This is a genomic window from Clavibacter quasicaliforniensis (assembly GCF_051201715.1).
Classification (GTDB): domain Bacteria; phylum Actinomycetota; class Actinomycetes; order Actinomycetales; family Microbacteriaceae; genus Clavibacter; species Clavibacter seminis.
In genome coordinates, this window is sequence record NZ_CP139624.1 from 2,406,037 (window position 1) to 2,420,457 (window position 14,421).

Consider the following 14,421-nt stretch of genomic DNA (forward strand, 5'->3'; position numbering starts at 1 on the left):
GCTACGCGTTCTGCTTCTTCAGTCGTGACGTCTTGCGCTGTCGGGCGTTCGCGTCGAGCTCGACCTTGCGGATCCGCACGAACTCGGGCGTGACCTCCACGCACTCGTCCTCGCGGGCGAACTCGAGGCACTCCTCGAGCGTCAGGCGCCGCGAGGGCGTCATGCGCTCGAACGAGTCGGAGGTGGACTGACGCATGTTGGTCAGCTGCTTCTCCTTGGTGATGTTCACGTCCATGTCGTCGGCGCGCGAGTTCTCGCCCACCACCATGCCCTCGTAGACCTCCTGGGTCGGCTCCACGAAGAACGACATGCGCTCCTGCAGGGCCACCATGGCGAACGGGGTGGCCACGCCGGAGCGGTCCGCGACGATCGAGCCGTTGACGCGCGTCGTGATCTCGCCCGCCCACTGCTCGTAGCCGTGCGACACGGCGTTGGCGATGCCGGCGCCGCGCGTGATCGTGAGGAACTCCGTGCGGAAGCCGATGAGGCCGCGCGACGGGACGACGAACTCCATGCGGACCCAGCCGGTGCCGTGGTTCGCCATGCCCTCCATGCGGCCCTTGCGGGCGGCGAGGAGCTGCGTGATCGCGCCGAGGTACTCCTCGGGCGAGTCGATGGTGAGGTGCTCGAAGGGCTCGTGCACCTTGCCGTCGACCTGCTTGACGACCACCTGCGGCTTGCCGACGGTGAGCTCGAAGCCCTCGCGGCGCATCTGCTCCACGAGGATCGCGAGCGCGAGCTCGCCGCGGCCCTGGATCTCCCACGCGTCCGGGCGACCGATGTCGACCAGCTTGATGGAGACGTTTCCGATGAGCTCGCGGTCGAGGCGGTCCTTGACCATGCGGGCGGTGAGCTTGTGGCCCTTGACCTTGCCGATCATCGGCGAGGTGTTGGTGCCGATGGTCATCGAGATGGCCGGGTCGTCCACCGTGATGGTGGGCAGCGGGCGGACGTCGTCCGGGTCGGCCAGCGTCTCGCCGATCGTGATGTCCTCGATGCCGGCGACGGCGACGATGTCGCCGGGGCCCGCGGACTCGGTCGGGAAGCGGTCGAGCGCCTTCGTGATGAGGAGCTCGGTGATCTTCACGTTCTTGACGGATCCGTCGTGCTTGACCCAGGCGACCTGCTGACCCTTCTTGAGCGTGCCGTTGAAGACGCGCAGGAGGGCGAGGCGGCCGAGGAACGGCGACGCGTCGAGGTTGGTGACGTGGGCCTGCAGCGGGTGCTGGTCGTCGTAGGTGGGCGCCGGGACGTGGTCGAGGATCGCCTTGAACAGCGGCTCGAGGTCGTCGTTGTCCGGCAGCGTGCCGTTCTCCGGCTTGTTGGCGCTCGCGGCGCCGTTGCGGCCGGACGCGTAGACGACGGGCACGTCGAGGATCGCGTCGAGGTCGAGGTCCGGGTGCTCGTCCGACATGTCGGAGGCGAGGCCGAGGAGCAGGTCCTGGCTCTCGGCCACGACCTCGTCGATGCGCGCGTCGGGGCGGTCGGTCTTGTTGACCAGGAGGATCACGGGCAGCTTCGCCTCGAGCGCCTTGCGGAGCACGAAGCGCGTCTGGGGCAGCGGGCCCTCGGACGCGTCGACGAGGAGCACGACGCCGTCGACCATGGAGAGGCCGCGCTCGACCTCGCCGCCGAAGTCGGCGTGGCCCGGGGTGTCGATCACGTTGATGACGATGGGCGAGCCGTCCGCGTGCTTCCCGTTGTAGAGCACCGCGGTGTTCTTCGCGAGGATCGTGATGCCCTTCTCGCGCTCGAGGTCGTTCGAGTCCATCATGCGGTCCTCGCCCTCGAAGTGGGCGTCGAACGAGTTCGTCTGCTTGAGCATGGCGTCGACGAGCGTGGTCTTGCCGTGGTCGACGTGGGCCACGATGGCCACATTGCGGAGGTCGTTGCGCGCGACTAGCGCCATAGTGCTGTCCTTCAGTGGAGAGGGTGCCGGCCTTGTCATCAAGGGAGGAGGGCGAAGAGCCGCCGTCTGCTATTCCCAGCGACCACCAGCCTACCGTGCCGATGCAAACCGGGTCAGGGAGCGTCGCGCGACAGCGTCCAGCGCCAGGCGTCGTCGAGGATCCCGGCCTGGTGCGGCGACACCTGGACCCCGCCGATCCCGTCGCGCGCGGCCGCGAGCGCGGGCAGCTGGTACAGCGGCAGGCCGGCGCGGTCGCCGTACATGCGGCGGTCCAGGCGGAGGAGGAGCTCGTCGCGCGCGTCGGCGTCCTCGGTGCGGCTGAGCGACGCGAAGAGGGACGCGACGTCGGGGTCGGCCGTCGCCTGCCCGTCGCGGGCGTCGGCGCGCGCCTCGTGCGCGGCGCGGATCCCGGCGACGGACGGGTACGCGTCCTGGGAGGACAGGAGCGCGACGTCGTAGGCGCCGGGCTGGTCGAGCACGCTCTCCCACTGCGGGGTCGAGCAGTCGGTCACGACGAAGCCGGCCTTCTCGGCGGAGTCGCGGATGGTGTCGAACGCGGCCACGCGGCGGGGGTCGGCGGGGTCGTAGAGCACGCAGACCTCGGGCGCCGAGCGGCCGACCGACGCGAGCAGCTGCCGCGCCTCGTCGATGTCGACGTCGTCGAAGCGGCTGGATCCGTTGGCGCGCACCTGGTCGTCGTAGCCGTCGGATCCGGGAGCGAGCACGAACGAGTCGCGCGTCGTGGCGTCGGGATCCGCCGGCAGCGCGGCCTGGCGGACGATCGTGTCCCGCGGCACGGTGGAGAGGAACGCGGTGCGGACCGCGACGTCCGACATGGCCGGGTCGCGCGCGCCGAGGGTCTGCAGGTCGAGCCGCTCCCAGGTGTCTGAGGATCCGCGCACGACCTGCACGCCGGCGATGCCGGACAGCGCGTCGGACACCTCCGCGTCGGCCGCGGGCGCGATGACGTCGACCTCGCCCGCCTGGAGCGCGGCGACGGCGGCGCCGGGATCCTCGATGGTGGACACGACGATGCGCTCGACCGACGGCCGGTGCAGCCCCGTGTAGAAGCGGTTGGCGCGCAGCGTGATGGAGGTCCCCGGGTCGATCGACTCGATGGCGTACGGGCCGGAGCCCACGGCGCGATCCGGGTGCGCGGCGATCTCGGCCACGCCGAACCCGCGGTTCCACGCGTCGGAGATGGGCGAGAGGAGCTCGGGCGCGCGATCCTGCACGGCGTCCACGAGCGTCTGCTTCGCGCGGCCAGGGCTCGACATGTCGAGCGCGAGCTGCACCACGCTGTGCGCGGGCAGGCCCACCTCGAAGGCGAGCCGCCAGTCGGGCGCGTACTCGTCGAAGACCATGGTGATCGACCTGCCGCCGTCGCCGATCTCGGGCGTGCGGGTGACGTGCGAGAGCGTCTCGTCCGCGGCAGCGTCGAAGTAGACGGTCTGCTCCGGCAGCGGACCCGTGTAGCCGCCCGTCGTCTCGTCGACGTAGCCGGACGGGTCGAAGCCGGGGGTGTCGAGCGCGCCGGATCCGGCGGCCCAGGCGAGCAGGAGGTCCGCCGCGTCGACGGGCTCGCCGTCGGACCAGCGGACGCCCTCGGCGACGGTGTACTCGACCGTGAACGGGTCGCGCGAGACGACCTTCGCGGTCCCGTAGCCCGGGTCGGCGGCGACGGTGCCGTCCGCGGCGACCTCCGAGAACCGCGAGTTCGTCGCGTGCACGATCTCCTCGTTGCCCGCGGTGCCACCCGTGCGCGACGCCGCGTTGTATGAGGTGAAGGAGGCGGGGACCGCGGCGCGGATCTCGGTGTCGGCCACCATCCCGGTGGTCGGCGAGCAGGCGGCGAGGCCGACGACGAGCGCCAGCGCGACTGCGGCGGATGCGCCCCGGACGGCCCGGCGGATCCCTCGCGGGCGCCGGGCTCGGGCGGCCCCGGGGCCTCGCGTGTCGCTGTCCATCGCCGTCGATCCTACGCGAGCGGCACGACGAGGCCCGCCGGCCGCGCGCCCCCGCGAGGGGGTGCGTCGGACGGCGGGCCTGGTCGTGCGGGTGCGGATCAGGCCGCGGGCGGCTGCTGGTCGCGCAGCGCCTCGCGGAGCTCGCGGCGCTCCTTCTGCTGGTCGGGATCCGGCAGCGGGACCGCGGCGATGAGCTTCTGCGTGTACGGGTGCTGCGGGTTCCGGAGGATCGACTCGGTCGGCCCCTGCTCCACGATCTTGCCGTGGTTCATCACGACGATGCGGTCGGCGAGCAGGTCGACCACCGCGAGGTCGTGGCTCACGAACAGGCACGCGAACTGGAGCTCCTTCTGGATCTCCTGCAGCAGCGCGAGCACGCGGGCCTGCACCGACACGTCGAGCGCCGAGGTGGGCTCGTCGGCGACGAGCACCTTGGGTCGCAGCGCGAGCGCCCGCGCGATGCCGACGCGCTGGCGCTGGCCGCCGGAGAGCTCGTTCGGGTACCGGTTGCGGAAGCTGCGGGGCAGCTCGACCTGCTCGAGGAGCTCCTCGACGCGGTCGCTCTGCTGCTTCTTCGAGAACTGCCCCGACAGCTCGAGCGGCTCGCCGATGCTCTGGCCGATGGGCCAGCGCGGGTTCAGCGAGGAACCCGGGTCCTGGAACACGATGCCGATCTCGCGGCGCACGGCCCGGAGGTCCTTGGCGGAGATGCCGGTCATGCGGCGACCGGCGACGGTGAGCTCGCCGCCCGCGACGGGCAGGAGGCCCACCGCGGCACGCGCGATCGTGGTCTTGCCGGATCCCGACTCCCCCACGACGCCGACGACCTCGCCCGGGTGGATGTCGAAGGACGCGCCCGTGACCGCCCGGAACGCCGGCACGCGACCGAGCTTCGGGTAGTCGATGTCCACCTCCTTGAGGGAGATGGCGGGCTCGGTCGTGCGCTCGACGACCTCGACCTGCGACGCCTCGCCCGTGCCGAGGTGCGGCACCGACGCGAGCAGCTGCTTCGTGTACGGGTCCTTCGGCGACTGGAAGATCTCGCGCACGGAACCGCGCTCGACGATGCGGCCGCTCTTCATCACGATGACGTTGGTGGCGAGGTCGGCCACCACGCCCATGTCGTGCGTGATGATGACGATCGCGCTGTTGAGGCGCTGGTGGAGCCTGCGCAGCAGGTCGAGGATCTCGGCCTGGATCGTCACGTCGAGCGCCGTCGTGGGCTCGTCCGCGATGAGCATGTCGGGGTCGCACGACAGCGACTGCGCGATCATGGCGCGCTGGCGCTGACCGCCCGACAGCTGGTGCGGGTAGGAGTCGAACGCCTTCTCGGGATCCGGCATCTCGACGAGCTTCAGCAGCTCGAGCGCGCGCACCTTGGCGGCCGACGGGATGATCGAGTTGTGGACCCGCAGGGCCTCCACGATCTGGAAGCCCACCGTGTAGACGGGGTTGAGCGCCGTCATGGGCTCCTGGAAGATCACGGCGATGTCGTTGCCGCGCGCCTTCCGCAGGGTGGCCTGGTCGGCGCCGACCATCTCGACGCCCTTGAGCTTCGCGCTCCCCCGCACCCGGCCGTTCTTGGGCAGCAGGCCGAGCAGCGACATGGAGCTGACGGACTTGCCGGAGCCGGACTCGCCCACGATCGCGAGCACCTCGCCCGGGTTGACCTTGTAGTCCAGGTCGACGGCCGCGGGGATCCACTCGTCGCCGACCCAGAAGTCGACGCCGAGGCCGGAGACCTCGAGGATGGGGACGATCTCGTCCGACCCGTTCGCGTGAGCGGTCATGCTGCGGCCTCCTGGCTGCTGGAAGTGGGGATGTCGAGGGGCGTCCACGCGGGCCGTGGGACGATGTGGCCATGGATCAGCCCGTCGTCATCCGCCCGTCGTTCGGACGCCTGCTGACCGTGATCGTCTCGGCGATCGCGGTCTTCGTGCTCGTGAGCACCGTGGTCGGGGGTCGGGCCGACCTCCTGCCGACGGCGGTGTGGGGGCCGGTGATGCTGGCCTACGTCTCGTGGCTCGTCTTCTGGCACCCGTGGGTGCGCATCGCCACCGAGGGCGTGCAGATCCGCAACGTCTTCCGCACGCATGACATCTCGTGGCCCGCGATCCGGGACGTGGACACCAAGTGGGCCCTGAACGTCACGACCGCGCACGAGCGCGTCACCGCTTGGGCGGCTCCGGCGCCCGGTCGACGCTCCAACGCCTACATCACCACGAAGGAGGAGAAGATCCAGCCCTACCTCAGCGCGATGATGCAGGACGCGCGCCGCGGCGACCTCCCGCGCACCGACTCCGGCGACGCGGCGACGGTGATCCGCCTGCGCCTGGCCGAGCTCGCCGAGGCGGGCCACCTGGGCGGCCCGGTCGAGGAGGAGGGCCGGCGCGTCCGCATCCACTGGGCGGAGATCGCCGTGCTCGCGGTGCTCGTCGTGGCCACTGTGGTGTCCGGCCTGATCTGAGGCGCGGCCCGCGGCACGCACGCGGCTGAGGGCCCGGCTCGCCGCCGGGACCGTCATCGGCCGTCCGTGCTGTCGGGCGCCTGGCCGTCGGCGGGACCGTCGGCCTGGGCATCCGGACGCGCGGACCCGACGGGCGGCGGGACGCGGACGCCCTCTGCACCGGAGCCGGTCGACGGACCCGCGTCGCGGCGGGTGCGCCCGGTGAGCATGGCGAACATCTGCTTGTAGGGGCCCTGTCCGCCGGGCATGCGGCGCTGCCTCGGGTCGAACGCGTCGCGCAGGCCGTCGCCGATGAAGTTGATCGACAGCGCGATGATGATGATGAACAGGCCGGGGAACCAGAACAGCCACGGCCGGGTCGCGAAGGCGCCCTGGTACTCGTTGATGATCTGGCCGAGCGACACGTCGGGCTTCACGATGCCGAACCCGAGGAACGACAGCGCCGCCTCGAGGAGGATGGCCGCGCTCATGAGCAGGGTCGTCGAGACGATGACCACGCCGATGGCGTTCGGGAGGATGTGCCGGAAGACGATGCGGCTGTTCGAGGCCCCGGCGACCCGGGCGGCGTCCACGAACTCTCGCTCGCGGAGGCTCAGGAACTCGCCGCGCACGAGGCGGGCGAGCGACGGCCAGCCGATGAGTCCGAGGACGATGCCGAGGACCACCGCGCCGAGTCCGCCGAAGGTGCGGCCGAGGACGGCCGCGATGACGATCACGGGGATCACGATGATGAGGTCCGTGAAGCGCATGAGCAGCGAGTCGATGCGTCCGCGGAAGAAGCCGGAGACGGCGCCGACCACGATGCCGATGAACGCGGCGATGATGCCGTAGAGCACCATCACGACGATCGACTGCTGCGTGCCGCGCATGACGCGGGCGAAGATGTCGCGCCCGATCTCGTCCTGACCGAAGGGGTGCACGCCGAACTGGAACGGCAGGGTCCACGTGGGGTTGCCGCCGTTGACGATGGGCGCGACGTCCTCGTAGTTCCACATCCACCAGCCGGGGATGCGGAATCCGAAGAACTGGATGCCGACGGACGAGTACACGAGGAGCGCCATCAGCAGCAGCACCACGAGCGCGGTCATCGCGCCCTTGTGGCGCAGGAACCGGCGGCGGACGACGGTGCCCTGGCTGAGGCCCTCGACCTCCCGCTGCTCGATCGTCAGCTCGGAGTTGGCGCCGCCCTCGGGCAGGCTCGGGTCGTTGTGGGGGTCGTTGGGGTTCCCCATCAGTGCGTTGGACATGTGTCAGCTCACCCGGATTCGAGGATCGAGGACCGAGTACAGGATGTCGGCCAGCATGTTGAAGATCACGGTGAGGATGCTCGTGATCAGGATGAATCCCATCAGCGGGTTGAGGTCGGTCTTGGTCAGGGCGTCCTGGAACACGGAGCCCATGCCCTTCCAGGCGAAGATCGTCTCGGTGATCACGGCGCCGCCGATGAGCCCCCCCACGTCGAACGCGATGACGGTGGCGACGGGGATCATGGCGTTGCGGAACGCGTGCCGCATGATCACCGTGCGCTCGGTGAGCCCCTTGGCCCGTGCGGTGCGCACGTAGTCCTGGTTCATCACCTCGAGGAGGCTGGCCCGCGAGTAGCGCGAGTAGCTCGCGACGGAGATCAGGAGGATCGCGATGGTCGGCAGGAGGAGGTGGGTGTAGCTGTCGAGCATGCCCTGCCACACGGATCCGTTCAGACCAGGCGTCACGGCGCCGACGGTGGCGATGGGGCGGCCGCGGGTGTTGGTCACGTAGTCCGGCCACACCTGCATGACGCGGTCGACGATGATCAGCAGCGCGACGAGGCCACCCGTGATGCCGGCGCCGCGGGCGACGATCGGCTTGTCGTTCTGGCCGACGACGTAGCCGACGACCACGCCGACGACGACGAAGGCGACGATCAGCACGATGGTGATCCACCAGGGAGCCGAGACGGTCAGCACGTACTGCAGCGGGTACCAGAGCGCGGCGCCGAGGACGGCCATGGCGAGCGCGGAGTAGAACGCCCGCCGGTTGCGCAGCCCCGTCGAGAGCGACGTGATGAGCACCGCGACGAGGGCGCCGAGCGCGGCGATGAGCAGGATGCCGAGGCCAGGACGCGAGAACCAGTCCGTGGCGAGCAGGTAGACGAGCACGATCGCGGTGATGACCGTCGCGGACCCGAACACGATGAGGCGCGGCTTCGGGTCGCCGCCGATGATGCTCATCCAGACGAAGCCCGACACGAGCGACAGCACCACGATCATGATCGGCGGTATCGACGGGTTCACGAGGAAGTCGTTGAAGCCGATGGCGACGTACTGCTTGAGCAGCACGGCGACGAAGAAGATCGGCAGGGAGAAGAAGAGGAACGACGCGAAGGTGACCGTGTAGTCGTAGCCGCTGTACTGGCGGAGCGCGGTCGTCATGCCGATGGAGACGCCGATGAGCACGGCGATGATCGTGGCGATCGTCACCAGCTGGATCGTCTGCCCGGCGGCGTTGGCGATGATCTCGTTGACCTCGCGGCCGTCGATGGCCTTGCCGAGGTCGACCTGGCCGATGAAGACCTTGAACACCCCACCGAGCCAGATGAAGTAGCGCAGCGGCGACGGCACGTCGAGGTCGAGGAGGTCGACTCGAGCGGCGATGAGCGCATCGCGGTTCGGCGACGGGTTCTCGCGCAGATCCTGGAGGGGATCACCGGAATTGGCCGCCAGGTTGTAGATGATGAAGCTGGCGCCCAGGAGGACGAAGAACGACGCGACGAGACGTCTCAAGACGAAGGTAAGCACAGGGCGACGACGTCCCTTTCTGTGTTCGGCCAGGGCTCATGACCCGGCCCGACGAGAGCATACGCGGCCGGATCCGCGGATCACGAATCGGCAACGGACATGGAGAGGGTGCCGAGGCCAGAAGACCTCGGCACCCTCGCACCCTCCCGTTCAGGGGACGGCGCTCACTGCTGTCGCGCTACTGCGCGGCTGCCTGGGCCGGAGCCCACTCCCAGTAGTTCCAGAACCAGTTGGGCGACAGGAACGCGGGCTTGACGCCCGACACGGTGTCGCTCCAGGCGGTGAGGCCGGGGAACTGGTAGATGGGCGTCGTCCAGCCCTGCTGCTGGATCAGGGTCTCGGCCTGGGTGACGATCTCGAGCTGCTTGTCCTTGTCCGTCTCCGTGTCCAGCTGCTTGAACAGCGAGTCGATCTCGGGGTTCGACCAGCCGTAGTAGTTGTTGATGCCGCCGGTCTGGTAGTTCGGGCCGGACTCGCCGACACCGAGGCTCACCGACTGCCACCCGAAGAGGGCGATGTCGTACGAACCCGTCTTGCTGGAGAGGTCGGCGCCCCACGTCGCGCTGTTCACGTCGATGAGGTTGAAGCCGGCCAGGGCGGCCGACTGGCGCATGAGCTCGAACTCCTGCTGGCGGCGCGTGTTGCCCTGGCCGTAGATGACGCGGGCGTCGATCGGGCCGGAGACGCCGGCCTGGGCGAGGAGCGCCTTGGCGCCGTCGATGTCGACCGCCTGGTCCTTGTAGCCGTTCTTCTCGACGGATGCCTCGTACTCCGGCGTGCCGGGCACGTAGACGTTCGAGTTGCGGAGCTCCGCATCCGACTGGAGGGGCTTGATCAGCTTGTCGAGGATCTCCTCGCGCGGCAGCGTCTTGAAGAACGCCTGGCGGACGAGCTTGGCCTTGTCGGCGTCGCCGCCGTACTTCGCGGGGTCGAACGGGCCGCCGTTGGTGACCTGGAGGTCGACGTGCTCGTACGTGCCCTCGGCCTGGCCCTTGTACTCGATGCCGCTGAGTCCCTGGACCTGCTGGAGGAGGTCAGCCGTCGGCTGGCCGGACGCGATCTGGACCTCGCCGTTGGAGAGGGCCTGGATCTGCGCCTGCGGGTCCGCGATGAAGCGGACCGTGATCTTCTCGTACTTCGGCTTCTTGGAGCCGGTGTACTCCTTGTTGGCCGTCAGGGTGACGTACTGGTCGGCCTTGAGGTCGGTGATCGTGTACGCGCCGTCGCCCAGGGTCTTCTGCGGCTCCGTCGGCATGTCCGAGTAGCGGTAGCCGTCGTTCCAGACCTTGGAGACCGGGGCGAGGACGCTGGCGTCCTTGTCCTGGATCGCCGTGATGAGCTTCTTCTTCGCGTCCTCGGGCGAGAGGTTCTCGTCGGGGAACGCGAGCTGCGTGGTGCCGTGCGCGGAGACGCCGACGCCGTTGCCGGTCGCGATCTCCCAGTCCACGTAGGGCTGGTCGTACGTGTACGTGAGGCTGCGGCCGTCGTCGCCGATCTCGGGGGTCTTGGTGACCAGGCCGAGGCGGGTGTCCGGCACTGCGCCCGAGTTGAAGAAGACCTGGTCGTCGCCGACCGTCGCCGCGCCGGAGTCGTCCTTCTTCACCGCGTCGTCGGCCACCGTGTTGACGTTCGTGGTGTTCGCGGCCCAGTTGAGGAGCATGTCCGCGGCGTCGACGGGGGTGCCGTCGCTCCACTTGACGCCCTCGTTGATCGTGAACTTCACGACGAGCGGGTTGTCGGAGACCTTCTCGTAGGTGCCGAAGTCGGTGTTCTTGACGAGGGACGGGCCGTCGTCGTAGTAGTTGAACGACTGGTTCGTCAGGTACACGATGTTCGTGTTGGCGGACGCGTTGCCGGTCGCCGACGCGTTGTTGTACTCGAGGAACGGGTCGTTCCAGGCCACGGTGATCTCAGTGCCGGCGATGACCTCGGACTCCTGGGCGGGCGCAGAGCAGCCGCTGAGTACGAGGGCACCGGAGACGATGACGGCACCAGCCGCTGCGAGGCGTCTGATTTTCAAGGTTCCTCCTGTGCATGGGAATGGCGCGGACCCACCGTGCGTGCGGTCGACCGCGCAGATAAGAATGACCCTAGGTACGGCTGGGAGTCTTTGCAAAAACTGGGCCCAAACGTTACACACCGGTAACGCGGACGCGCGGATCCACGCGTCGCGGTCCGGATCCGTGCGTCTCGACGGTCGGGATCGCGCGTTCCTGCCGCCCGCGGCGACGGATCGCGTCGTCAGGGCCCTCACCGGCCACATCCGGTCCGCTGACGGCGGTTCGGCATCCCGCGCCTAGGATCGGCCCGTGCCCGACGCTCCCGCCCTCGCCCGCGCTCCCCGACCGCCGCTGCGGCGCGCCATGCGGACGCGGCTGCGGTGGGAGATCGCGATCGTGCTCGGGCTCTCGCTCGGGGCGAGCGCCGTCTACTCGGTGCTGCGGATCGTCGACCTGTCCACGCGTCCGGAGGCCCTCGGCTCGCAGAGCGCCACCATCAACCGGAGCTTGAACGACCGGCAGGCGTTCGACCTCCTGTACCAGCTGCTCGACATCGCCACCGCCCTGGTGCCCGTGGTCCTCGTGCTCTTCCTGCTGTGGCAGCCGGGGCGGAGCGCCTTCCGACGCATCGGGCTCGACCTCGCGCGTCCGGGGCGCGACGTCGCCGCGGGATTCGGGCTGGCCGCGCTCATCGGGGTGCCCGGGCTCGGGCTGTACTTCGCCGGCCGCGCTCTCGGGATCACGGTCGACGTCGTGCCGACCGCGCTCGACTCGTACTGGTGGACCGTGCCGGTGCTCGTGCTCGTCGCCCTCCGCGCCGCGCTGCAGGAGGAGGTGATCGTCGTCGGCTACCTCTTCACCCGGCTGCGCGAGCTCGGCTGGGGGCACGGGCGGCTGGGCGCGTGGAGCATCATCCTGTCCGCGGCAGTGCTGCGCGGGAGCTACCACCTCTACCAGGGCTACGGGCCCTTCCTCGGCAACGTGGCGATGGGGGTCGTGTTCGGCTGGTGCTACGTGCGCTTCGGTCGCACCGCGCCGCTCGTGGTGGCGCACCTGATCCTCGACGTCGTGAGCTTCGTGGGCTACCCGGTCGCGCTCGCGCTGCTGCCCGGGCTGTTCGGCTGACAGGCGCTAGCGCGCCGGCCGGGGGCGCGGGCCTGGCGCATCACCCGCACCTGTGCCTAACCTGGGAGCGCCGCACGACGATGTGCGGCCGTATCTCGAGGAGACCTCATGGGCGACGCCGCTCATCCGTCCGGGGACCCCCGGCCGGCCATCGACTACCTGGAGGTCGAGGACTCGGCCAGGTTCCGCGAGCTGAAGCGCGAGCACCGCAGCTTCGTCTTCCCGCTGGCCGTCGCCTTCCTCGTCTGGTACTTCGCGTTCGTCCTGCTCTCGGACTACGCGCACGAGCTCATGTCCACGCCCGTCATCGGGAACGTGAACCTCGGGATCCTGCTCGGGCTCGGGCAGTTCGTGACGACCTTCGCGATCACCACCTGGTACGTGAGCCGCGCGAACTCGCGGTTCGATCCGATCGCCGCGGAGATCCGCGCCGACCTGGAGGAGCGGGAGCGCGTCGCGCTCGAGGGGCCGCGCGGATCCACGCCGCCGAAGCGCCGGAAGGGCGGCCGACGGTGATCGCGCCGGGCACGGCCGTCATGGCGACGACGCCCACGACCGACACGGGCGATCCGGTCCTCAACATCTCGATCTTCGGGGCGTTCGTGGTCATCACGCTCGTGATCGTGTTCCGCGCGAGCCGGAACAACTCGACCGCCGCGGACTACTACGCGGCCGGCCGCTCGTTCACCGGCCCGCAGAACGGGACGGCGATCGCGGGCGACTACCTCTCGGCGGCGTCGTTCCTCGGGATCGTCGGCGCCATCGCCATCAACGGGTACGACGGGTTCCTCTACTCGATCGGGTTCCTGGTCGCGTGGCTCGTGGCCCTGCTGCTCGTGGCGGAGCTCATGCGCAACACGGGCAAATTCACGATGGCCGACGTGCTGAGCTTCCGGCTCAAGCAGCGGCCCGTGCGGCTGGCGGCGGCGACCACCACGCTCGCGGTCTGCTTCTTCTACCTGCTCGCGCAGATGGCGGGCGCCGGCGGGCTGGTCTCGCTGCTGCTCGGGATCGACGACCGGCTGGGGCAGTCGCTCGTGATCGCCGTGGTCGGCGCGCTGATGATCGTCTACGTGCTGGTCGGCGGGATGAAGGGCACGACCTGGGTGCAGATCATCAAGGCGTGCCTGCTCATCGCGGGCGCCGCCGTCATGACCGTCTGGGTGCTCGCGATCCACGGGTTCGACGTCTCGACGCTGCTGGGCGCCGCGGCGGACGCGGCCGACAAGCCCGTGCTCGAGCCCGGCAACCAGTACGGCGTGACGGGGATCACGCAGCTCGACTTCCTGTCGCTCGCGCTGGCGCTTGTGCTCGGCACGGCGGGCCTCCCCCACGTGCTCATGCGCTTCTACACGGTGCCGACCGCGAAGGAGGCGCGTCGCAGCGTCGTCTGGGCGATCTGGCTCATCGGGGTCTTCTACCTCTTCACCCTGGTGCTCGGCTACGGCGCGGGCGCGCTGCTCGGGAGCGAGCGGATCCTCGCGGCGCCCGGCGGCGTGAACTCCGCCGCTCCCCTGCTGGCGCTCGAGCTCGGCGGGCCGATCCTGCTCGGGATCATCGCGGCGGTCGCGTTCGCCACGATCCTGGCGGTGGTCGCGGGCCTCACCATCACGGCGGCCGCGTCGTTCGCGCACGACGTGTACGGCAGCGTCATCAAGAAGGGGCAGGTCTCGGCCAACGGCGAGGTGCGGGTCGCGCGGATCACGGTCGTCGTGATCGGCATCGTCTCGATCATCGCGGGCATCGGCGCGAACGGGCAGAACGTCGCGTTCCTCGTGGCGCTCGCGTTCGCGGTGGCCGCGAGCGCGAACCTGCCGACCATCCTGTACTCCCTCTACTGGCGGCGGTTCTCCACGCGGGGCGCGGTGCTCAGCATGTACGGCGGGCTCGGGACGGCGCTCGTGCTGATCGCGTTCTCGCCCGTCGTGTCGGGTGCGGAGACGTCGATGATCCCGGGGGCCGACTTCTCGTGGTTCCCGCTGAGCAACCCCGGGATCGTGTCGATCCCCGTCGGGCTCCTGCTCGGCTGGATCGGGACGGTGACCTCCACGCGCAAGGAGGATCCGCTCGTTGCGGCCGAGATGGACGTGCGGTCGCTCACCGGGCACGGCGCAGAGAAGGCGACGGAGCACTAGGCGGCGGGCGGCCCGGGCGGCCCGGCGGGCGCCCGGGCCGC

The 14,421-nt window shown here is 69.8% G+C and carries 10 protein-coding genes; 4 read left to right on the top strand and 6 right to left on the bottom strand.

Annotated features, from left to right (window positions below; translation table 11 throughout):
- Position 1 precedes the first annotated feature (1 nt).
- The 3 genes from typA to NL142_RS11430 all read right to left on the bottom strand — a co-directional run bounded on the left by typA (position 2) and on the right by NL142_RS11430 (position 5,666).
- On the bottom strand, positions 2-1,909 hold the full coding sequence (gene typA / locus NL142_RS11420) for a translational GTPase TypA (protein WP_435079613.1): 1,908 nt from the start codon (positions 1,907-1,909) through the stop codon (positions 2-4).
- 113 nt (positions 1,910-2,022) lie between these two features.
- On the bottom strand, positions 2,023-3,876 hold the full coding sequence (locus NL142_RS11425; RefSeq protein ID WP_435079615.1) for an ABC transporter family substrate-binding protein: 1,854 nt from the start codon (positions 3,874-3,876) through the stop codon (positions 2,023-2,025).
- A 98-nt stretch (positions 3,877-3,974) separates the two neighbouring features.
- Complete coding sequence (locus NL142_RS11430) at positions 3,975-5,666, bottom strand: ABC transporter ATP-binding protein (RefSeq protein WP_435079617.1); 1,692 nt, start codon at positions 5,664-5,666, stop codon at positions 3,975-3,977.
- Positions 5,667-5,737: 71 nt separating this feature from the next.
- On the opposite strand from NL142_RS11430, the gene NL142_RS11435 reads away from it, so the two are divergent.
- Entirely contained in the window at positions 5,738-6,343 is a 606-nt protein-coding gene (locus NL142_RS11435; protein ID WP_194684738.1) for a PH domain-containing protein, read from the top strand.
- A 53-nt stretch (positions 6,344-6,396) separates the two neighbouring features.
- On the opposite strand, the gene NL142_RS11440 is transcribed toward NL142_RS11435, so the two are convergent.
- The 3 genes from NL142_RS11440 to NL142_RS11450 all read right to left on the bottom strand — a co-directional run bounded on the left by NL142_RS11440 (position 6,397) and on the right by NL142_RS11450 (position 11,140).
- Entirely contained in the window at positions 6,397-7,590 is a 1,194-nt protein-coding gene (locus tag NL142_RS11440) for an ABC transporter permease (protein ID WP_194684739.1), read from the bottom strand.
- Between the two features lie 3 nt (positions 7,591-7,593).
- Positions 7,594-9,120 (bottom strand): ABC transporter permease, encoded by a 1,527-nt coding sequence (locus NL142_RS11445; protein ID WP_435079620.1) that lies wholly within the window; start codon positions 9,118-9,120, stop codon positions 7,594-7,596.
- Positions 9,121-9,298: 178 nt separating this feature from the next.
- Complete coding sequence (locus NL142_RS11450; RefSeq protein WP_194684741.1) at positions 9,299-11,140, bottom strand: ABC transporter family substrate-binding protein; 1,842 nt, start codon at positions 11,138-11,140, stop codon at positions 9,299-9,301.
- Between the two features lie 289 nt (positions 11,141-11,429).
- Between NL142_RS11450 and NL142_RS11455 the strand changes: the two genes are divergently transcribed.
- The 3 genes from NL142_RS11455 to NL142_RS11465 all read left to right on the top strand — a co-directional run bounded on the left by NL142_RS11455 (position 11,430) and on the right by NL142_RS11465 (position 14,380).
- On the top strand, positions 11,430-12,245 hold the full coding sequence (locus NL142_RS11455) for a CPBP family intramembrane glutamic endopeptidase (protein ID WP_087197140.1): 816 nt from the start codon (positions 11,430-11,432) through the stop codon (positions 12,243-12,245).
- A gap of 108 nt (positions 12,246-12,353) precedes the next feature.
- Positions 12,354-12,761, top strand: a complete 408-nt coding sequence (locus NL142_RS11460) for a DUF485 domain-containing protein (RefSeq protein ID WP_194684743.1) — start codon at positions 12,354-12,356, stop codon at positions 12,759-12,761.
- Positions 12,762-12,781: 20 nt separating this feature from the next.
- Positions 12,782-14,380 carry a solute symporter family protein gene (locus tag NL142_RS11465; protein WP_435081595.1) on the top strand — a complete coding sequence of 533 codons (1,599 nt, stop codon included), beginning with the start codon at positions 12,782-12,784 and terminating at the stop codon, positions 14,378-14,380.
- The last annotated feature ends 41 nt before the right edge of the window (positions 14,381-14,421 follow it).